Raw genomic sequence first — 19358 nt, forward strand, 5'->3', positions numbered from 1 at the left:
AAAAGGGGAAAAGTCTTTCCCCTTCTGTTTTTCTCACGTCTGTGACATTGAATGTCAGTCGATCATCCCCATATACTCAAATACCTGTGGGCTTAACTGCACATTCTCTGCCTTATGCGGGGCCCATCACCTGGCGGACTTTAAACTAAGAGAGAGCTCTATGAATCCTGAGCGTTCTGAACGCATTGAAATCCCTGTGTTGCCGTTGCGCGACGTGGTGGTTTATCCGCACATGGTAATTCCGTTGTTTGTTGGTCGGGAAAAATCGATTCGGTGCCTCGAAGCCGCGATGGATCAAGATAAAAAGATCATGCTGGTAGCACAGAAAGAGGCTTCAACGGATGAACCTGGCATTAACGATCTTTTCTCTGTAGGCACAGTGGCATCTGTCCTGCAGATGCTGAAATTGCCTGACGGCACGGTAAAAGTGCTGGTGGAAGGTTTGCAGCGTGCGCATATCACTACGCTGTCTGACAATGGCGATCACTTTGTGGCGCAGGCGGAATATCTGGTTTCGCCGGAAATCGAAGAGCGCGAACAGGAAGTTCTGGTACGCACGGCGATTAATCAGTTTGAAGGCTACATCAAGCTCAACAAAAAAATTCCGCCGGAAGTCCTGACTTCACTCAACAACATCGATGACGCGGCCCGGTTAGCGGATACCGTGGCGGCGCATATGCCGTTAAAACTGGCTGATAAGCAGTCAGTGCTGGAAATGTCCGACATCAATGAGCGTCTGGAATACCTGATGGCGATGATGGAGTCGGAGATCGACCTGCTGCAGGTGGAAAAACGCATCCGTAACCGCGTCAAAAAACAGATGGAAAAAAGCCAGCGTGAGTACTATCTGAATGAGCAGATGAAAGCGATTCAGAAAGAGCTGGGCGAAATGGACGATGCGCCCGATGAGCTTGAGGCGCTGAAACGCAAAATTGATGCGGCGAAAATGCCACAAGAGGCGCGCGAAAAAGCGGAAGCCGAGCTGCAGAAGCTGAAAATGATGTCGCCGATGTCAGCCGAAGCCACCGTAGTGCGCGGCTATATCGACTGGATGGTACAGGTGCCGTGGAATGCGCGCAGCAAGGTGAAAAAAGATCTGCGCAAAGCCCAGGAAACGCTGGATACCGACCATTACGGTCTGGAGCGCGTGAAAGATCGTATCCTTGAGTATCTTGCCGTGCAGAGCCGCGTCAGCAAAATCAAAGGGCCGATTCTTTGCCTGGTAGGACCGCCGGGGGTAGGTAAAACCTCGTTGGGGCAATCTATCGCCAAAGCCACCGGACGCAAATATGTGCGTATGGCGCTGGGCGGCGTCCGCGATGAAGCGGAAATCCGTGGGCATCGTCGTACCTATATCGGCTCCATGCCGGGCAAACTGATCCAGAAAATGGCAAAAGTGGGGGTCAAAAACCCGCTGTTCCTGCTGGATGAGATTGACAAAATGTCGTCCGACATGCGTGGCGATCCGGCCTCGGCGCTGCTGGAAGTGCTGGACCCGGAACAGAACATCGCCTTTAACGATCACTATCTGGAAGTGGATTACGATCTCTCCGATGTGATGTTTGTAGCCACCTCTAACTCCATGAATATTCCTGCGCCGCTGCTGGACCGTATGGAAGTGATTCGCCTTTCGGGCTATACCGAAGATGAAAAACTGAACATCGCGAAACAGCATCTGCTGCCGAAGCAGATCGAGCGTAACGCGCTGAAAGCGTCGGAAATCACGGTGGATGACAGCGCGATTATCGGCATCATTCGTTACTACACCCGTGAAGCGGGCGTGCGTAGCCTGGAGCGTGAACTGTCCAAACTCTGCCGTAAGGCAGTAAAAGCGCTGCTGATGGACAATACGCAAAAGCATATTGTTATCAACGGCGACAACCTGAAAGATTTCCTGGGTGTGCAGCGTTTTGACTATGGTCGTGCTGACAGCGAAAACCGCGTAGGTCAGGTGACAGGTCTTGCCTGGACCGAAGTGGGCGGCGATCTGCTGACCATCGAAACCGCCTGTGTGCCGGGTAAAGGCAAGCTGACCTATACCGGCTCGCTGGGTGAAGTGATGCAGGAATCTATTCAGGCAGCCCTGACAGTGGTTCGTGCCCGTGCTGAGAAACTGGGCATCAACGGCGATTTCTATGAAAAACGCGATATTCACGTGCATGTGCCAGAAGGTGCGACGCCGAAAGATGGCCCGAGCGCCGGTATTGCCATGTGTACTGCGCTGGTCTCCTGCCTGACAGGGAACCCGGTACGCTCTGATGTCGCCATGACCGGTGAGATTACTCTGCGTGGTCAGGTTCTGCCGATTGGCGGTCTGAAAGAGAAGCTGCTGGCAGCACACCGTGGCGGTATTAAAACGGTGCTGATTCCGGATGATAACAAGCGCGATCTGGAAGAGATTCCGGCCAATGTCATTGCCGATCTCGATATCCATCCGGTGAAGCGTATTGAAGAAGTCCTGAACCTCGCCCTGGAAAACGCGCCATACGGCATGCAGGTTGCGACAGCAAAATAGTGACTTAAGACAAAAAGCCTTAAAAAGCGAAGCTGGCAAGCGAATTGGTGCTTGCCAGCTTTTTTTTGTGCCGCTAATTTAGGGGGCTGCGGAAATAACGATTAAGATGAATACCGTTGTTTCGGCTCAACAGGCTTGATATAACTTGCTGCGCGTTCGTATCAGGCGGGAAGCGGGATACGAAGTGAAATAATAAAAGAGGGGATGAAAAGAGTGAATAAATCACAGTTGATCGACAAAATTGCTGCGGAAGCTGACATTTCTAAAGCAGCAGCGGGACGTGTGTTAGATGCATTCATGGATTCAGTTTCCGATGCGCTGAAAGGCGGAGAGGAAGTGGCTCTGGTGGGTTTCGGTACTTTCTCCGTGCGCGAACGCGCCGCTCGTACTGGCCGTAACCCACAGACAGGCAAAGAAATCACCATTCCTGCTGGCAAAGTGCCAGGCTTTCGTGCTGGCAAGGCGCTGAAAGACGCTGTTAATTAATGACAGCGGATAACCATTGAAGCATTTTCTTCAGTGGATTGCGGACGGGTCACACGTTCTCATGTAACATACGGGCACATCACTGAAGATGTGCCTTTTTTTATCCTGTGCGTGACGGTTAGCCTCTGGCTATGGTCTCTGCAAAGTTGCTGGCTGCCAGCCTGAACCGCAGCTGTGTGGTGCGCCTGCCTGAGCAGGACGCCGCGCCTGAGCTTTATATTCACACTACAGCGGAGTGTTGTCATACCATGATGGACAATTTACGCGCGGCGTCGAATCATGTCGTGCTCAAGATTCTTTTGGGACTGATCATCCTCTCTTTTGTGCTGACCGGTGTCGGCAACTATTTGATTGGCGGTGGCGGCGATTACGCAGCAAAGGTTAACGGTAACGAGATCAGCCGTGCGCAGCTGGATCGCGCTTTTAACAGTGAACGTAGCCGTCAGCAGCAAATGTTAGGCGAGCAGTTCTCACAGCTCGCCAGCAATGAAGGCTATATGCAGCAGATGCGTCAGCAGGCGCTGTCGCAGCTGATCGATGAAACCTTACTCGATCAATATGTGAAAGATCTCCATATCTCTATCGGCGACGATCAGATCAAGCAGGCGATTTTCAATCAGCAGGCTTTCCAGACTAACGGTAAATTCGATAATGCGAAATACCTTGGCCTGATCAATAGCATGGGCTTCAGTGCCGACCAGTATGCAGAAGCGCTGCGCAAACAGCTGGCAACCCAGCAGCTGATTAACGCCGTCGCCAATACCGATTTTATGCTGAAAGGCGAAACCGATAAGCTGGTTAGCCTGGTCGCGCAACAGCGCCAGATTCGTCAGGCGACGCTGGATGTCAATGCCCTGGCGGCGAAACAGAGCGTCACGGATGATGAGATCAGCCAGTATTATCAGCAGCATAAAAGCAGCTTCCTGGCGCCTGAACAGTTCCGTGTCAGCTATATCAAACTTGATGCGGCCAGCATGCAGGCAGAGGCCAGCGACGCGGAAATTCAGAGCTGGTACGAACAACATAAAGCGGATTACACCCAGCCGCAGCGCAGCCGTTACAGCGTTATTCAGACCAAAACGGAGGCGGATGCAGAAGCGGTGCTGGCTCAGCTGAAAGCGGGCGGTGATTTTGCTGCGCTGGCTAAAGAGAAATCTATTGATCCTATCTCGGCGCGTCAGGGCGGCGACATGGGCTGGCTGGAGCCCGCCACCACGCCGGATGAGCTGAAAAATGCCGGCCTGAGCGAAAAAGGTCAGCTGTCAGGCGTGATTAAATCGTCAGTGGGATTCCTGATCGTTCGTCTGGATGATGTTCAGGCAGAGCAGGTTAAAGCGCTGGCTGACGTCCGGGATGCCGTTGCCGATAAGGTGAAGCAGGAAAAAGCCCTGGATACCTTCTATAAGCTGCAGCAGAAGGTTAGCGAAGCGGCCAGTAATGATAACGAATCGCTGGCAGGCGCAGAGCAGGCAGCAGGTGTCAAAGCCATGGAAACCGGCTGGTTCAGTCGTGATGACGTACCGCAGGAGCTGAACTTTGATCCTGTGAAACAGGCTGTCTTTAATGGTGGTCTGGTGGGAGAAAATGGCGCACCAGGTAATAACTCAGACATCATCACCGTTGATGGCGATCGCGCTTTTGTGCTGCGTATCAGCGAGCACAAGCCGGAAGCGGTCAAGGCGCTGGCTGATGTTAAAGCGCAGATTGCCGATACTCTGAAGCACGACAAAGCGGAAAAACAAGCGAAAGCGCAGGCCGATAAGATCCTCGCTGACCTGAAAGCTGGCAAACAGGATGCGCTGACCGCGGCAGGCCTCAGTTTTGGCGAGAGCAAAACGGTCGATCGCAATACGCAGGATCCCGTTGCGCAGGCGGCTTACAACTTGCCGCAGCCGGAGAAGGCGGGCCCCTCCTTTGGCGTGAGCGAAGATATGCAGGGGAACGTGGTACTGATTGCGCTGGATAAAGTCAGTGCGGGATCGCTGCCACAGGGCCAGATTGATCAGATGGTCAAAGGCGTAACGCAAAATAATGCGCAGATTGCGTTTGAAGCACTGCTGCAGAGCTTGCGTAAAGAGGCGAAAATCAAATACGGTGCCGCAGCGCAAATGCAGTAAGCCTCGCAAAAAAAACGTAACCGCTGTGATAAACAAAGGCCGCTTATGCGGCCTTTTCCATTTTCTGTTTTTGCCTTTTGTTGCCTGTCTGGGGCTGTGACATCCTGTGGGCGCTGTCAAACACAAGGAGAAAAACAGCATGTTTAAACAATCATTTAATGCAATTTTTTTTACGCTGGCGCTTGGCGGTGCAGGCTATATTACCTCTCTGGCGGCGGCGGAGGCGCCTGTAGAGAAGAAAATCAGTGAGCCTGTTGCCCCGCAGAAAGAAGAACGGGTCAGCATCAATGAAGCCAGTGCTGAGGAGCTGGCAGCAGCGATGAAGGGGATCGGACTGAAAAAAGCGCAATCCATTGTCAGTTACCGGGAACAGTACGGTGCCTTTACCGCCCTGGAGCAGTTAAAAGAAGTGCCCGGCATTGGCAGCGCGCTGATTGAGCGCAATGCCTCCCGGCTGAAATTGTGATGGTGTTCGCAGCTATAGCGAAGCGTCAGATATGTTCGCCAGATTCTGCCAGGCTGAGAAGGTCATACCAGTTGAGCAACCCCTGAGGAGAACCTGGCTTATGCGTACCTCGATTAAAGTACGTGGTTATCATCTTGATGTTTATCAGCATGTGAATAATGCGCGTTATCTGGAATTTCTTGAAGAGGCACGCTGGCAGTGGCTTGAACAGGCGGACGCGTTTGACTGGATGGCGGCGCGAAAGCTGGCTTTTGTCGTGGTAAACATCAATATCAACTATCGTCGCCCGGCAGTGCTGGGCGACCTGTTGCAGATAGACAGCGAAGTGATCCAGCTGAACAGCAAAAGTGGCGTGCTGGCGCAGCGTGTGGTGCTGGAAAAGGATCAAACCCCCGTGGCCGATGCGTCCTTAACCTTTGTCTGCATTGATTTAACCAGCCAGAAAGCTGTGCCGCTTGAGGGCGAGCTGAAACAGCATTTGCAAAGGTTACTTCTCTGACCGGCCCACGCGCCACGGAGCCGGGCTTTGCTGTACCGTCGCGCTCTCAGACCAGCCCGGTTTTCGCTTTCATGGCAGCCATTACCACCTGCGCGTTCTGCTGGTAACTCTGCAGACCCTGCGCACGCAGATGACAGGCAGCACACTCACCACAGCCGTCGCCTTTTATGCCGTTATAGCAGGTTAAGGTTTCCTGTCGTACCAGCGGCAGCTGCTGCCAGTAATCGGCCAGCGCCCAGGTTTCCGCTTTATTCAGCCACATCAGCGGCGTTTCGAAACGAACGTCGCGCGCCATTCCCAACGTAACGGCGTTATTCAGGGCTTTGACGAACTCATCACGGCAGTCAGGGTAGCCGGAAAAATCCGTTTCACAGACGCCGGTGATCACCGCCTCCGCCTCAACCTGATAAGCATAAATTGCAGCCAGAGTAAGAAAAAGAATATTCCTGCCCGGTACAAAGGTGCTGGGTAAACCGCTGGCGTCAGGATCGTAAGCCGGTACCGGAATACTGTCGCGCGTCAGGCTGCTGATAGCCAGTTCATTCAGCAGATTAACATCCAGCACCTTATGCGCCCGCGCGCCCAGCTGCTGCGCCAGTGCGCGTGCCACCTCTATCTCTTCGCGATGACGCTGTCCGTAATCGAATGTGACGCAATGCACTTCATCATACTGCTGAAGTGCCTGAATCAGGCAGGTCGTGGAATCTTGTCCACCGCTAAAAACCACAACGGCTCGTTTCATTGTTATGTCCTGAGAAAAAATTTGCACTTATGGTAATGTCTCGCGCTGTTCCTGAACAGGGTCGGCTGGCCAGCCCGGGGGCGGGATCCAGGCACGGTTAAAATCGAACCACCCCAGCGAATTCAGCGCGATGCCTTCGATACCCGGCGGTGCCGAAATCTGGTAGTGATAATTAAACAGCGGCAGCAGCATGCCTTCCTGCATCAGCTGCTGAAATAAGGTTTGCACTGCGGCAGCCCGATCTGCTTCCTGCGGCAGCCGCTGAATAGTTTCGAGCTGTCCGGCTATTTTGCTGTTTTGCTGTAGCGGTTGCCAGAGCGGATCCATTTGCAGCCAGCTGGCCAGGGTAAAGACCGGCGCGTCACCAATCAGTCGATCGCCCATCACCAGATCCGCATCGTCTGGCAGCTCGCCGTCACGCCAGCTTTTAACCGGGTGGAATACGACATGCAAGTTGCAGCCCTGTTGCTGCAACAGCTGTTGTAACGCGTGCGCCATCTCATGCAACTCCACCGGCAGATGGTAATGCAGTGTCAGGGTAGCGGGCAGCGCGACAGGCTCGTCAGCGATCTGTGGCACCGGCCAGCCAGGCAGCAGTTCCTGACTTGGCGTAATCAGCCCTTCGTCCAGCGGCAGCTGGCCCACGACGCCGCTGCGCTGGATCAGGGCAAACAGTTTACGTGCCTGCGCAGCGCTAAAACCGGGGTGGGGATGGCACACCAGGTAGCAGAAGCCCAGGCTGATACTGTGACCCACCGGGCGCAGTAACGTCAGCTCATCCGGTTGCGCAATAGATATTTGCACCGGGTGGCGACAGCTGGTGCCCAGCGCGCTGTCGAACAGCTGTGGCGTGATCCAGTACTCTACTGCCTGCATCAACGGAAGCTGAAAATGCCAGCGCGCATGGCTTTCAATCCGTACCAGATCGGCGCTGAAATGGGCAAGTTTCCAGGCGCCGCTACCCAGACGCGCATCAAGCGGATGAGGTAACAGGCAGAGCAGGTGAGCCAGACGGTGTGCCAGCCAGAAATCGGGCTGGCGTAACCGGATACGCAGCGTCAGCGGATGTGGAGCATCCACTGTCTCAACGTCAGCCAACAGATAATGTGCCACGGGGTGACGCAGAATAGCCGCAAACTGTGCGGCCAGTTGATCAGCAACGAGAGGTTCACCGTTATGCCAGCACAGCTGAGGGCGCAGCCAGAAATACCAGAGCGTTCCCTGCGCATCGCACTGCCAGTGGTGGGCCAGATCGCCCTCCAGCTGGTCGTGATGAAAACGCGTCAGACCGGAAAATAGCTGATGCGCCAGATATTGTTCGGCGCGCCCGGTGATTTGCAACGGGGCGATGGTCTCCAGCGGGCGGTAATAGGGAATGCGCAACACGGGCGCATCCTTATGCCACTGTCCGCCCATCAGCGGCTGCACCAGGTTAAACAGGCCATCCGGTGCCAGCTGCAGCAGCTGCATCGCCTGCGCAGAGAGGCCCGCATCCAGCTGCTGACGTAACAGTTGCTGACGCAGCTGATCGGGGGAGTGCAAAAACAGCAGCGTGCCGCGCTTGCCCCGTCCCGCCTCCCCGCGCCACTGGAGCCAGCCCGCCTGCTGCCACTGCGTCAGCAAAGTGCGCAGGTGTCGTTCACTACAAAAGCAACAGGCCGCCATCGCAGCCACACTGGTGTGCTGGGGCGCTCCGCGGCTTTGCTGCCACAGGCGCTGAAACTGATTCAGTCGGTTAAGCTGGCGCATAGAAAATCCGGAACAATTTTTAAAAAGTATTCACTATTACTTCCGTAATTACCAGGCGATAGTAAAACCCGCTATTCGGACAAGAGGGGGGTGTTATGGCGCAATTAGCCGCATTTGATATGGACGGCACATTACTGCTGCCGAACCATCAGCCAGGCAAAGAGACGCTGGCGACCTTGATTGCTTTGCATGAGCGGCAGGTGCGACTGGTATTCGCCACCGGCAGACACCTGCTGGAGATGGAGATTCTGCGTAAGCAGATGAGCCTGTACGCCTGGCTGATTACCGGTAACGGCACGCGCATCCACGATCCTGACGGTAATCTGTTGTTTGCCAGCGATCTGACGCCTGCGGTTGCAGAAGAGGTCCTGCATACCCGCTGGCGTACCCGCGCCAGCATCCACCTGTTTAATGATGCGGGCTGGTTTACCGATCAGCCACTGCCGGAGGTGCTGCAGGCGCACCAACTCAGCGGCTTCAGCTATCAGCTGTGCGATCTACGCCGGATGCCCGCGCATCAGGTCACGAAAATCTGCTTTATCGACGAACATAATGCGCTGTGCGATTTAAAGATGCAATTGCATGCGGCGCTGGGGCAACAGGCGCATATCTGCTTCTCCGCCCGTGACTGTCTGGAAGTGTTGCCGGTGAACTGCAACAAAGGCGCGGCGCTGGCTTATCTGTGCCAGCACCTTGGTCTGAGTCTGGCAGAGTGCATGGCCTTTGGCGACGCGATGAACGATCGCGAAATGCTGGAGCAGGTAGGCAAAGGCTTCATTATGGGTAATGCCATGAGTCAGTTAAAAACAGCGCTGCCCCATTTGCCGGTTATTGGTCATTGCGAGACACAGGCAGTGTCTCACTATTTAAATCACTGGATGACCACGCCACATCTCGCGTATTCCCCCGAATGCTGAGACTTTAGCGTGAGCCGGACAGGAAGTCCGGTTTTTTTCGCATGGCTGACGGCGCTTTCTTCTCCCTTTTTCCCGCACTCAGGTCGCGTCCCGTCAGGGCACGCTCAGGAAAACAGACCGACCTTATTCCGTTATACTGGCGCTCAGAGAGAAAGTATCGCTTCCCGCGCAAGGCGCAGGAGACGATCAATCAGGCCGGTTTATCCTCCTGACCTTGCAAGTTAAAAAACCGAGAGCGTGTTGTGCGACTATTCAGCCAGTTAAGTTGGTATTTTTTGCGCGAGTGGCGACGCTATCTGGGCGCGATTGTCTTGCTGATCATTATTGCCCTGTTACAGCTGTTGCCGCCGCATCTGGTGGGCGTCATTGTGGATGGCGTCACCAGCCATAGCCTGAGCAGCGGACGTATTCTGATGTGGATTGGCGTCATGCTACTGACGGCGGTGGTTGTCTATTTATTGCGCTACGTCTGGCGGGTGTTGTTGTTTGGCGCGTCGTATCAGCTGGCTGTTGAGTTGCGCGAGGATTTTTATCGTCAGCTCAGCCGCCAGCATCCGGCGTTCTATTTGCGTCATCGTACCGGCGATCTGATCGCCCGCGCGACAAACGATGTGGATCGCGTGGTCTTTGCTGCCGGTGAAGGCGTACTGACGCTGGTGGATTCGCTGGTGATGGGTCTGGCGGTGCTGCTGGTGATGAGCACGCAAATCAGCTGGCAGTTAACGCTGCTGGCGCTGGTGCCGATGCCGATAATGGCGCGGGTGATCCATCGCTACGGTAATCAGTTGCATGAGCGTTTTAAACGGGCGCAGGCGGCATTTTCCTCGCTGAACGATCAGACGCAGGAGACCCTGACCAGTATCCGCATGATTAAAGCTTTTGGCCTTGAGGCGCATCAGTCACAGCAATTCAGTGAGATTGCCCGTGATACCGGACAAAAAAATCTGCATGTCGCGCGTGTCGATGCCCGCTTTGATCCTACCATTTACATCGCCATTGGCTTTTCCAATCTGCTGGCTATTGGCGGCGGCAGCTGGATGGTGTGGCACGGCAGTTTAACCCTCGGTCAGCTCACCAGTTTTGTGATGTACCTGGGGCTGATGATCTGGCCGATGCTGGCGCTCGCCTGGATGTTCAATATTGTTGAGCGCGGCAGCGCTGCCTGGAGCCGCATTCGCGCGCTGTTGGCGGAAGCCCCGGCCGTGGTGGATGGTACGCAGTCGCTACCGGAAGCGCCAGGTACCCTGCAGGTGGCCATTCGTGAGTTTTGTTATCCGGCCAACAGCCGACCGGTATTGCGCCATCTCAATTTTCAGCTGCAGCCGGGACAAATGCTGGGGCTATGCGGACCCACCGGCAGCGGTAAAAGCACCTTGCTGAGCCTGATTCAGCGCCACTTCGATATCGAGCAGGGGGAGATTCGTTATCACGCCATCCCGTTGCCGCAGCTGCGTATCGATGACTGGCGCAGCCGTCTGGCGGTAGTGAGCCAGACGCCTTTTCTGTTTTCCGATACGGTTGCCAACAATATTGCGCTGGGGAAACCCAACGCCAGCCAGGCGGAGATCGAACATGTGGCGCAACTTGCCTGTGTGCATGAAGATATTTTGCGTCTGCCGCAGGGCTATGAAACTGAAGTGGGCGAACGCGGCGTAATGCTGTCCGGCGGACAGAAACAGCGTCTCTCCATCGCCCGTGCGCTGCTGCTGAATGCGGAAATCCTGATCCTTGATGATGCTCTGTCGGCCGTGGATGGCCGCACTGAGCACGAGATTTTGCATAATCTGCGGCGCTGGGGGGCAGGGCGCACGCTGATTATCAGCGCGCACCGGCTTTCCGCCCTGACGGAAGCCAGCGAGATCCTGGTGCTCCGGCAGGGCGAAGTGACGCAGCGCGGTATGCATGAACAGCTGTCTACGCAGCCCGGCTGGTACCGGGATATGTATCGCTACCAGCAGCTGGAAGCGGCGCTGGATGAGGATGAAGAAGAAAAAGGAGTGCCCCATGGCTAAATCTGCCCGGCTCTGGCCCACCCTGAAACGATTGCTCGCTTACGGCAAGCCCTGGCGCAAATCGCTGGCGCTGGCGGCAGGCATGTTGTGGATTGCCGCGGCGGCGGAAGTGACCGGACCGGTCCTGGTCAGCTTTTTTATCGATCATCTGCTGGCTCGTCATCAGATGCCCTGGGGAACGGTGGCAGGCTTAGCGGTCAGCTATATTCTGTTGCAGCTGCTGGCTGCCTCCCTGCACTACAACCAGGCGCTGCTGTTTAACCGTGTGTCGGTCGGCGTGGTACAGCGTCTGCGCAGCGATGTGATGGATGCCGCCCTGCAGCAGCCGCTGAGCGCTTTCGATACCCAGCCGGTCGGCCAGATTATCTCGCGTGTCACCAACGATACCGAGGTGATTAAAGATCTTTATGTCACGGTCGTGGCCACGGTATTGCGCAGCGCAGCGCTGATCGGGGCGATGCTGGTGGCGATGTTCAGTCTTGACTGGCGTATGGCGCTGGTGGCGCTGGTGATTTTCCCGCTGGTGTTGACGGTGATGTTTATTTATCAGCGTTACAGTACGCCGATAGCCCGCCGCGTACGCAGCTATCTGGCTGACATCAATAATGGTTTCAATGAAGTCATTAACGGTATGAGCGTGATTCAGCAGTTCCGTCAGCAGGCGCGTTTTGGCGAGCGCATGGGGGAAGCCAGCCGTTCCCACTATCTGGCGCGTATGGAGACGCTGCGCCTGGACGGTTTTCTGCTGCGCCCGCTGCTGAGCCTGTTTTCCGCAGTGATCCTCTGTGGCTTGTTGTTGCTGTTCAGCTTTTCCACGCCGGGCGTGTTTGAGGTGGGGGTGCTTTACGCCTTTATCAGCTTTCTGGGGCGACTTAACGAGCCGCTGATTGAGCTGACGACCCAGCAGTCGATGCTGCAGCAGGCGGTAGTTTCCGGGGAACGCATCTTTGAACTGATGGATGCGACGCCCCAGGCCTACGGTACCGATGTGCGTCCGCTCGCCTCAGGCACCATCTCCTTACGTGGGCTGAGCTTTGCCTACCGGGAAGATCGCGATGTACTGAGCGATATTAATCTGGAGGTGCCCGCGCGCAGCTTTATTGCGCTGGTAGGGCATACCGGCAGCGGGAAAAGCACGCTGGCTAATTTGCTGATGGGCTACTATCCGGTAACGCGCGGCGAGATCCTACTGGATAATCGCCCGCTCAGCCAGCTGACGCATCAGGTGTTGCGGCGCGGCATCGCCATGGTGCAGCAGGACCCGGTGGTGCTGGCCGATTCGCTGCTGGCTAATGTGCAGCTGGGGCGCAATATCAGTGAAGAGGCGGTGTGGCAGGCGCTGGAGCAGGTACAACTCGCCAGCCTGGCGCGCGCGTTGCCGCAGGGGATCCATACCCGTCTGGGCGAACAGGGGAATACCTTGTCGGTCGGGCAGAAGCAGCTACTGGCGCTGGCGCGCGTGCTGGTAGAGCTGCCACAGATTCTGATTCTTGATGAAGCGACCGCAAATATTGATTCCGGCACGGAGCAGGCCATTCAGCAAACGCTGCGTGCTCTGCGGCAGCACACCACGCTGGTGGTTATCGCGCACCGTTTATCCACCATTACCGAAGCGGATACGATTCTGGTGCTGCATCGCGGTCAGGTGGTAGAGCGGGGCGGCCATCTCAGCCTGCTGGCGCAGCAGGGGCGTTACTGGCAGATGTTCCAGCTGCAGCAGGCGGGCGACGAACTGGCAGTGGGCATTCCGCTGGCTGCAGAGGGGTAGTTTGCACTTTTTTTGCGCAATTTTCTCAGAGTATTCTGTATAAATGCACTTCTTTGTCTCCATCAGCACTAAAATAGTGCATTAACGGCAGGTCTGGACGGGGCCTGCCCTCTCTCTTACTTTTCTCCTCGTAAAGCGAACCGCGTCAGCGCCCGTTGCACGCCTGTATCTGCTGCTTTTCTTATTTTTGGCACAATATTTGCTTATATCCCTGCGTGTCCGGTGTGACTTAATTATTTACTACCTGGAGGGGATCCTATGAAGCTGGTTACCGTGGTAATCAAACCATTTAAGCTGGAGGATGTGCGCGAAGCCTTATCCTCCATTGGCATTCAGGGCCTGACGGTCACCGAAGTAAAAGGTTTTGGTCGTCAGAAAGGCCACGCAGAGCTTTACCGCGGTGCCGAGTACAGTGTGAATTTCCTGCCGAAAGTCAAAATTGATATCGCTATTGCCGACGACCAGCTGGATGAAGTGGTGGACGTGATCAGCAAAGCGGCTTACACCGGCAAAATTGGCGACGGCAAAATCTTTGTGGCGGAGCTGCAGCGTGTGATCCGCATTCGTACCGGTGAAACCGACGAAGCAGCATTGTAATTTTAGCTCTGTACTGTGATGGGATGAAAAGAGATGAATAAATTATTCGCAACCTTGGGCCTGAGCAGCCTGGCACTGTTACCTTCGCTGGCAATGGCGGCCCCTGCGGTGGTAGATAAGGCCGATAACGCCTTTATGATGATCTGCACCGCCCTGGTGCTGTTTATGACAATCCCGGGCATTGCCCTGTTTTACGGCGGCCTGATCCGCGCCAAGAACGTTCTTTCTCTGTTGACTCAGGTAGCGGTCACCTTTTCGCTGGTTTGTGTCTTATGGATGGTTTACGGCTACTCACTGGCCTTCAGCGAAGGTAACGCCTTTTTCGGCGGCTTTGAGTGGGTGATGCTGAAAAACATCGAGCTGACCGCCGTGATGGGTTCCTTCTATCAGTATATTCACGTAGTGTTCCAGGCGTCCTTCGCCTGTATTACCGTCGGGTTGATTGTAGGTTCCATTGCGGAACGTATCCGTTTCTCTGCGGTACTGATTTTTGTGGTGATTTGGGTCACGCTGGCCTATATGCCGATCGCGCATATGGTCTGGGGCGGCGGTTTCCTGGCGCAGGATGGCGCGCTGGACTTCGCAGGCGGTACCGTGGTGCATATCAATGCGGCAGTAGCCGGTCTGGTTGGCGCTTATCTGGTCGGCAAACGAGCTGGCTTTGGTAAAGAAGCCTTTAAACCGCACAACCTGCCGATGGTCTTTACCGGTACGGCAATCCTCTATGTGGGCTGGTTTGGCTTCAATGCGGGCTCTGCCTCTGCCGCTAACGAAGTCGCTGCGCTGGCCTTCCTGAATACCGTCATGGCCACTGCAGCTGCAGTTCTTGCCTGGACCTTTGGCGAATGGGCGTTGCGTGGCAAGCCTTCTCTGCTGGGCGCCAGCTCAGGCTTTATCGCCGGTCTGGTCGCAATCACCCCGGCCTGTGGATACGTTGGACCTGGCGGTGCGCTGATTATCGGTCTGGCAGGTGGTCTGGCGGGAATCTGGGGCGTCACGACACTGAAAAAATGGCTGCGTGTGGACGATCCCTGTGACGTATTCGGCGTGCATGGCGTCTGCGGCATCGTAGGTTGTATTCTGACCGGCGTATTCGCATCCTCTTCACTGGGCGGCGTAGGCTATGCAGAGGGGGTCAGCATGGGTCATCAGGTATGGGTACAGCTGTTCAGCTGCATCGTAACCATCGCCTGGACCGGTGTGGTCGCTTTCATCGGCTTCAAAGTTGCGGATATGATGGTTGGCCTGCGTGTGCCGGAAGATCAGGAACGTGAAGGTCTGGATGTGAACAGCCACGGCGAAAATGCCTATAACCAGTAAAACCGCCGGGTTGTAGAAAAGCAGTTGCAACATGACATACAAAAGGGGCGATAATATCGCCCCTTTTTATCGCTTAACGCTGACGTATAACCCCTTCCTGCACAGCAGAAGCCACCAGCACTCCATCAGCCGTAAAAAATTCACCGCGTACAAAGCCGCGTGCGCTGGACGATGAGGTACTCACCACGCTGTAGAGCAGCCACTGCGTCAGGTCTACGGGGCGATGAAACCACATTGAGTGATCGATAGTGGCGACCTGCATGTCGGGCTCGAGGAAGCCTTTGCCATGTGGCTGGAGCGCTACCGGCAGGAAATTGAGATCGGATGCGTAACCCAGCAGATACTGATGAATACGTAAGTCAGCGGGCAGGGCGCCATTCGCCCGGATCCAGACCTGACGCGCCGGCTCATCCACATGTCCTTTGAGTGGGTTATGAAATTTGACCGGACGGATATCAAAAGGACGTTCGGCAAGAAACTTATCGCGCGCTTTCACCGGTAACATTGCTGCCATTTTATGGGCAATATCGTGTTCTGAGGGCAGCGTCTCCGGACCTGGTACCGAGGGCATTACGCTCTGATGCTCAAAGCCGCTCTCGGGGCCCTGAAAAGAGGCCGTCATATAGAAAATGGGATGGCCATTCTGGATGGCGCTGACGCGACGCGCGCTAAAACTTTTACCGTCGCGCAGATTTTCCACATCGTAAATGATCGGTTTCTGGCTGTCGCCAGGACGTAAGAAATAGCTGTGAAAAGAGTGGGTGATACGCTCTTCCGGCACCGTCTGTTTTGCCGCATAGAGCGCCTGACCAACAACCTGTCCGCCAAAGACCTGCCGCAGGCCCAGATCTTCGCTCTGACCGCGAAACAGCCCTTCTTCCAGTTTCTCCAGATTTAACAGATTCAGCAAATTATGCAGTGCCTGGCTCATGATATTTTCCTCAATGGCGGGATCGGTTAAGTTTGAAAGATCCGACCAGTTTCCGTCAATCATTCTCTGCGCTTTCCGCGCGCTCATCTGCTTCCAGGCAAGTCACCTTTTTTTGTGCCAGAATTAATGCCATACAGCGGGTGATGAGCTGTACGAAGAATTCGCTGCCGATAATCATTTTGTTCAGAAGGAGACGACATCAATGAAACACTGGCAACTTATTAGCGGTGTGGCGCTGGCGGTCGCGTTGGCTGGCTGTGCTGATAAAGGTCGTGATGTACCGACGCCAACCTTAGGCTCTGCCGTCGCAGGTCAGCAGGCGGCGATTGCGCAGCCCAACGTGAGCGGCTCAATCTATATCCGGCAGAAAATTGCGTTGCCGCCCGATGCGGTGCTGACCGTCACGCTGTCAGATGCTTCCGTGGCTGACGTGCCGTCAAAAGTACTGGCCCAGCGTGTGGTACATACCGATGGGAAACAGGCTCCCTTCCAGTTTGTTTTGCCCTTTAATCCTGCCGATATCCAGCCAAATGCGCGCATTCTGTTGAGCGCAGCCATTACTATTGATGGCAAAATGGCCTTTATTACCGAAGAGGTGAAACCGGTGATTAATCAGGGCGGAAGCAAAGCGGAGCTGGTTCTGGTGCCGGTACCGCATATGGCGATGCCGACGCAGGCAGGCGCGGCGACTACCGTACCCTCAACCTCACCCACGCAAGTGACGCCATCTGCGGCGTTACCTGCGCCTACCCGTTTGTAACAGAAAACGCCCCGGCAGGGCTGAGGGATCCCCAGAAACATTATCAGTACACCATGATGATGTTTCTGTAGGCTCTGGCCATATCGGCATACACCCTGTCGGGGTTCATTCCCGACAGGAGCTCCGGCGACTGCCGGATGACATTTTCACTCAATGTCAGATACGACAGCACCCTGCGTGATTTCTCACTGTTCGCCTGGAACCATCGATTTATTCCCTTACTTTCAAGGTAATATCCCGTCAGCCACAGGATGATGCTGTAGAGAGCTGCAACCAGGCAAAGCACGGATATTCGTTTTTCTCCCCGGCTTTTACTTGCCCGCAGTCCCAGCTCATAGCGCTCGCTTTTTTCATCCCTGAAGTTCTGTTCTATCTGCATACGGCGACTATAAAGTTTAACTGTCTCGCGTGGCTTATATTCCATCAGGCTGGTAAAAAGCAGCCACGGTTCACGCGCGTTTTTACGGTACATCCTGTCTGTTTTGGGGTAATGCTGGCTGCTTTTCCTGCCCGTCGCCCGCTTATGCACGGTGTAGAAATGTCCCGGACAGTCACGACTGGCGTTACGTGCCAGACGCCCGAATCCCGGGTAGCGTGCCGTTGTTGATGACACAATATCCCGCGCCATCTGCCACTCTTCATCCCCGATGACCTGAAAATAGAGGCTGCCCCTGACTCGTCCGACAAAATCCCAGCCCAGAGAGCGGATGTGGTGAAACCAGCTGCTGCGAAAGCCTGCATCGGTCACGATAATGACCTGCTTATCTTTGCCGATGGCGACAGCCATCTGATCGAGAAAGGCATTTTGTACGGCAGAGTTGTTCTGGTAGCGGGAGGAAATGACTTTACTCATCAGAGGGATAGCTCTGCCATCACACAATAAGCTTGCCCGCAAAACACTGAGCTCTGATGAAGGATAACCACTCCAGTCCACAGCAATGACACAAACTGAAAGGCTGTGTGTGAGGCGGGATACAAGCTGCTGGTAGACACAGGGAATATCACTGAACATCAGGTCGCTGTTGAGGTGCCGGTCAACACGCTTAATCTTGTGCTTAACACGTGCGGGGCCTGGCAGATATCTGCCGATGCTGGTAAGAGAAAGCGAAGCACCACGCGTCAGAGCCACGGTCATATCAAGCAGAGCGTTTTTACGGTACTGATGAATGGAGTTCAGGGACTGGCTAAAAAATTTATGGCAAACTTGTGAAACAGGCATAGAGGTGTGACCTTACTTTTTGGTGGAACACTAAGTAGATCATAACCTTCTATGCCTGTCTTTATTTATGGGGAACCCTCAGCCCGTCAGGGGCGTTTTTATGGCTGCCAGCGATAGCGCTCCAGCGCGATGCGGCCATCATCACTCACTTCAATGCCCTCCGCCTCCAGCGCATCGCGCTGACGAAAAAGGTCATCTCCGGTCAGTGAAATAGTGCCATGGCGATTAATCACCCGGTGCCAGGGCAGCTGACTACCTGGCGGTAAACGACGTAACACGCCGCCGACCTGGCGCGCCGCACGCGGTGAACCGGCCAGACGCGCCACATCGCCATAGGTAGTGACTTTGCCGCAGGGAATGGCCGCAACGATTTGCCAGATACGCTGTTGAAAACTGTCGTTGTCGGTCACGGGAACATCCTGTCAGAGATAGGGTAAATCCATTTTAACATCATGCCAGGTTGCGCGTGAATCCGCAGGCCCGCATGGCTTGTTCAATAATCCAACGGTTACCCGTCATGCCCTTGCAATTCACCTGGGCTTCCCCGATAATGCCTGCGCTCTTACGATAAGAGCTTATCAATGGGGGCCCTGTTGGTTCTCCCGCAACGCTAACTTGTGAACTCGGTCAGATCCGGAAGGAAGCAGCCGCAGCAGGCGACGCGTGTGCCGGGATGTAGCTGGCAGGGCCCCCACCCAATTTATGCTAACGGTATGACATCCTTCAGGTAGTCCCTCTGTTTAGTGCATTGATACTGCAGTAATACCACTTCTGTGCATCCATCAGAATGCAAATCGTAGCGACATCTTATGCGTTCCTGCCACGTGATCTGCTACTGGCGCAGGACTAATGTGCGTAATGCCATCGGATGAAGCGCTTGCTTCGTATTTCCCTGCCGCATGACTGACACCCGTCGATTTGGCTTTCCTGTTCTTACTCTCTGGCCAGGCTGACAGAAGACGATTCCCATGTACAGGGAATAAAACTCAGGTCAGGCGTTTTCCGGCTTGGGAACGGGCTTGCAGGTTGTTTTTACCGGCAGGATGGTCCTGAGAGAGTGCACCCGCTGATCGTTGTAATCGACGCTCAGGTAACCCTGCTTAAACTGAAAGCCTGAGGCTGGCGCAATGCGACCATTTTTATTTAAGTCGCAATAAGATAACACGCTATCAGTGTCACCCTTTTATGAGACGCATTTTGCTCCGCCGTGTTAAGCGTTGAAATAAATCGTTTTTATTGCAAAACCCTTAACAGACCAGG

General features: G+C 54.8%; 16 protein-coding genes and 1 other RNA gene. 12 read left to right on the forward strand and 5 right to left on the reverse strand.

Features of this window, described 5'->3' with window-relative positions; translation table 11 throughout:
- Positions 1–160 precede the first annotated feature (160 nt).
- From lon to E0E17_RS11705, 5 genes are all read left to right on the forward strand, one after another.
- Positions 161–2515 (forward strand): endopeptidase La, encoded by a 2355-nt coding sequence (gene lon, locus E0E17_RS11685; protein WP_130834235.1) that lies wholly within the window; start codon positions 161–163, stop codon positions 2513–2515.
- A gap of 213 nt (positions 2516–2728) precedes the next feature.
- Positions 2729–3001, forward strand: coding sequence for a nucleoid-associated protein HU-beta (gene hupB, locus E0E17_RS11690; RefSeq protein WP_130835531.1), 273 nt, complete (start codon positions 2729–2731; stop codon positions 2999–3001).
- A gap of 248 nt (positions 3002–3249) precedes the next feature.
- On the forward strand, positions 3250–5118 hold the full coding sequence (ppiD, locus tag E0E17_RS11695) for a peptidylprolyl isomerase (protein WP_130835532.1): 1869 nt from the start codon (positions 3250–3252) through the stop codon (positions 5116–5118).
- A 139-nt stretch (positions 5119–5257) separates the two neighbouring features.
- Positions 5258–5584, forward strand: a complete 327-nt coding sequence (locus E0E17_RS11700) for a helix-hairpin-helix domain-containing protein (protein WP_130834236.1) — start codon at positions 5258–5260, stop codon at positions 5582–5584.
- Between the two features lie 100 nt (positions 5585–5684).
- Complete coding sequence (locus E0E17_RS11705) at positions 5685–6083, forward strand: acyl-CoA thioesterase (protein ID WP_130834237.1); 399 nt, start codon at positions 5685–5687, stop codon at positions 6081–6083.
- A 46-nt stretch (positions 6084–6129) separates the two neighbouring features.
- Here the strand turns inward: E0E17_RS11705 and queC are convergent, their stop codons facing one another.
- Positions 6130–6825, reverse strand: coding sequence for a 7-cyano-7-deazaguanine synthase QueC (gene queC / locus E0E17_RS11710; protein WP_130834238.1), 696 nt, complete (start codon positions 6823–6825; stop codon positions 6130–6132).
- 27 nt (positions 6826–6852) lie between these two features.
- Entirely contained in the window at positions 6853–8574 is a 1722-nt protein-coding gene (locus E0E17_RS11715) for an SgrR family transcriptional regulator (protein WP_130834239.1), read from the reverse strand.
- Between the two features lie 95 nt (positions 8575–8669).
- Here E0E17_RS11715 and cof point away from each other — a divergent pair, with 95 nt between their 5' ends.
- The 5 genes from cof (at position 8670) to amtB (ending at position 15188) form a co-directional block, all read left to right on the forward strand.
- Complete coding sequence (gene cof, locus E0E17_RS11720) at positions 8670–9491, forward strand: HMP-PP phosphatase (protein WP_130834240.1); 822 nt, start codon at positions 8670–8672, stop codon at positions 9489–9491.
- A gap of 242 nt (positions 9492–9733) precedes the next feature.
- On the forward strand, positions 9734–11503 hold the full coding sequence (locus E0E17_RS11725; protein ID WP_130834241.1) for a SmdA family multidrug ABC transporter permease/ATP-binding protein: 1770 nt from the start codon (positions 9734–9736) through the stop codon (positions 11501–11503).
- On the forward strand, positions 11496–13271 hold the full coding sequence (locus E0E17_RS11730; RefSeq protein ID WP_130834242.1) for a SmdB family multidrug efflux ABC transporter permease/ATP-binding protein: 1776 nt from the start codon (positions 11496–11498) through the stop codon (positions 13269–13271). Before E0E17_RS11725 ends, E0E17_RS11730 begins: the two co-directional genes overlap by 8 nt.
- A 258-nt stretch (positions 13272–13529) precedes the next feature.
- Entirely contained in the window at positions 13530–13868 is a 339-nt protein-coding gene (gene glnK / locus E0E17_RS11735; protein WP_007886947.1) for a P-II family nitrogen regulator, read from the forward strand.
- A 33-nt stretch (positions 13869–13901) separates the two neighbouring features.
- Complete coding sequence (gene amtB, locus E0E17_RS11740; RefSeq protein ID WP_130834243.1) at positions 13902–15188, forward strand: ammonium transporter AmtB; 1287 nt, start codon at positions 13902–13904, stop codon at positions 15186–15188.
- 73 nt (positions 15189–15261) lie between these two features.
- On the opposite strand, the gene tesB is transcribed toward amtB, so the two are convergent.
- Complete coding sequence (gene tesB, locus E0E17_RS11745; protein WP_130834244.1) at positions 15262–16119, reverse strand: acyl-CoA thioesterase II; 858 nt, start codon at positions 16117–16119, stop codon at positions 15262–15264.
- Between the two features lie 202 nt (positions 16120–16321).
- On the opposite strand from tesB, the gene E0E17_RS11750 reads away from it, so the two are divergent.
- The gene (locus E0E17_RS11750; RefSeq protein WP_130834245.1) at positions 16322–16879 is read left to right on the forward strand and encodes a YbaY family lipoprotein; all 558 of its coding nucleotides are present in this window, start codon (positions 16322–16324) and stop codon (positions 16877–16879) included.
- Between the two features lie 43 nt (positions 16880–16922).
- Here E0E17_RS11750 and E0E17_RS11755 read toward each other — a convergent pair whose 3' ends face one another.
- Entirely contained in the window at positions 16923–18098 is a 1176-nt protein-coding gene (locus tag E0E17_RS11755; RefSeq protein ID WP_130834246.1) for an IS4 family transposase, read from the reverse strand.
- A gap of 98 nt (positions 18099–18196) precedes the next feature.
- Entirely contained in the window at positions 18197–18508 is a 312-nt protein-coding gene (locus E0E17_RS11760; protein ID WP_130834247.1) for an MGMT family protein, read from the reverse strand.
- A 181-nt stretch (positions 18509–18689) separates the two neighbouring features.
- Between E0E17_RS11760 and ffs the strand changes: the two genes are divergently transcribed.
- Positions 18690–18786, forward strand: an RNA gene (gene ffs, locus E0E17_RS11765) — signal recognition particle sRNA small type.
- The last annotated feature ends 572 nt before the right edge of the window (positions 18787–19358 follow it).

Source organism: [Erwinia] mediterraneensis, from assembly GCF_900604315.1.
Taxonomy (GTDB): Bacteria; Pseudomonadota; Gammaproteobacteria; order Enterobacterales; family Enterobacteriaceae; genus Pantoea; species Pantoea mediterraneensis_A.

Bases quoted from the DNA above. Each gene is read 5' to 3' on its own strand.
- E0E17_RS11700 (WP_130834236.1), top strand. From the start codon at position 5,258: ATGTTTAAACAATCATTTAATGCAATTTTTTTTACGCTGGCGCTTGGC.
- glnK (WP_007886947.1), top strand. From the start codon at position 13,530: ATGAAGCTGGTTACCGTGGTAATCAAACCATTTAAGCTGGAGGATGTG.
- E0E17_RS11705 (WP_130834237.1), top strand. From the start codon at position 5,685: ATGCGTACCTCGATTAAAGTACGTGGTTATCATCTTGATGTTTATCAG.
- cof (WP_130834240.1), top strand. From the start codon at position 8,670: ATGGCGCAATTAGCCGCATTTGATATGGACGGCACATTACTGCTGCCG.
- queC (WP_130834238.1), bottom strand. From the start codon at position 6,825: ATGAAACGAGCCGTTGTGGTTTTTAGCGGTGGACAAGATTCCACGACC.
- ppiD (WP_130835532.1), top strand. From the start codon at position 3,250: ATGATGGACAATTTACGCGCGGCGTCGAATCATGTCGTGCTCAAGATT.
- E0E17_RS11715 (WP_130834239.1), bottom strand. From the start codon at position 8,574: ATGCGCCAGCTTAACCGACTGAATCAGTTTCAGCGCCTGTGGCAGCAA.
- E0E17_RS11755 (WP_130834246.1), bottom strand. From the start codon at position 18,098: ATGCCTGTTTCACAAGTTTGCCATAAATTTTTTAGCCAGTCCCTGAAC.
- lon (WP_130834235.1), top strand. From the start codon at position 161: ATGAATCCTGAGCGTTCTGAACGCATTGAAATCCCTGTGTTGCCGTTG.
- E0E17_RS11750 (WP_130834245.1), top strand. From the start codon at position 16,322: ATGAAACACTGGCAACTTATTAGCGGTGTGGCGCTGGCGGTCGCGTTG.
- amtB (WP_130834243.1), top strand. From the start codon at position 13,902: ATGAATAAATTATTCGCAACCTTGGGCCTGAGCAGCCTGGCACTGTTA.
- tesB (WP_130834244.1), bottom strand. From the start codon at position 16,119: ATGAGCCAGGCACTGCATAATTTGCTGAATCTGTTAAATCTGGAGAAA.
- E0E17_RS11730 (WP_130834242.1), top strand. From the start codon at position 11,496: ATGGCTAAATCTGCCCGGCTCTGGCCCACCCTGAAACGATTGCTCGCT.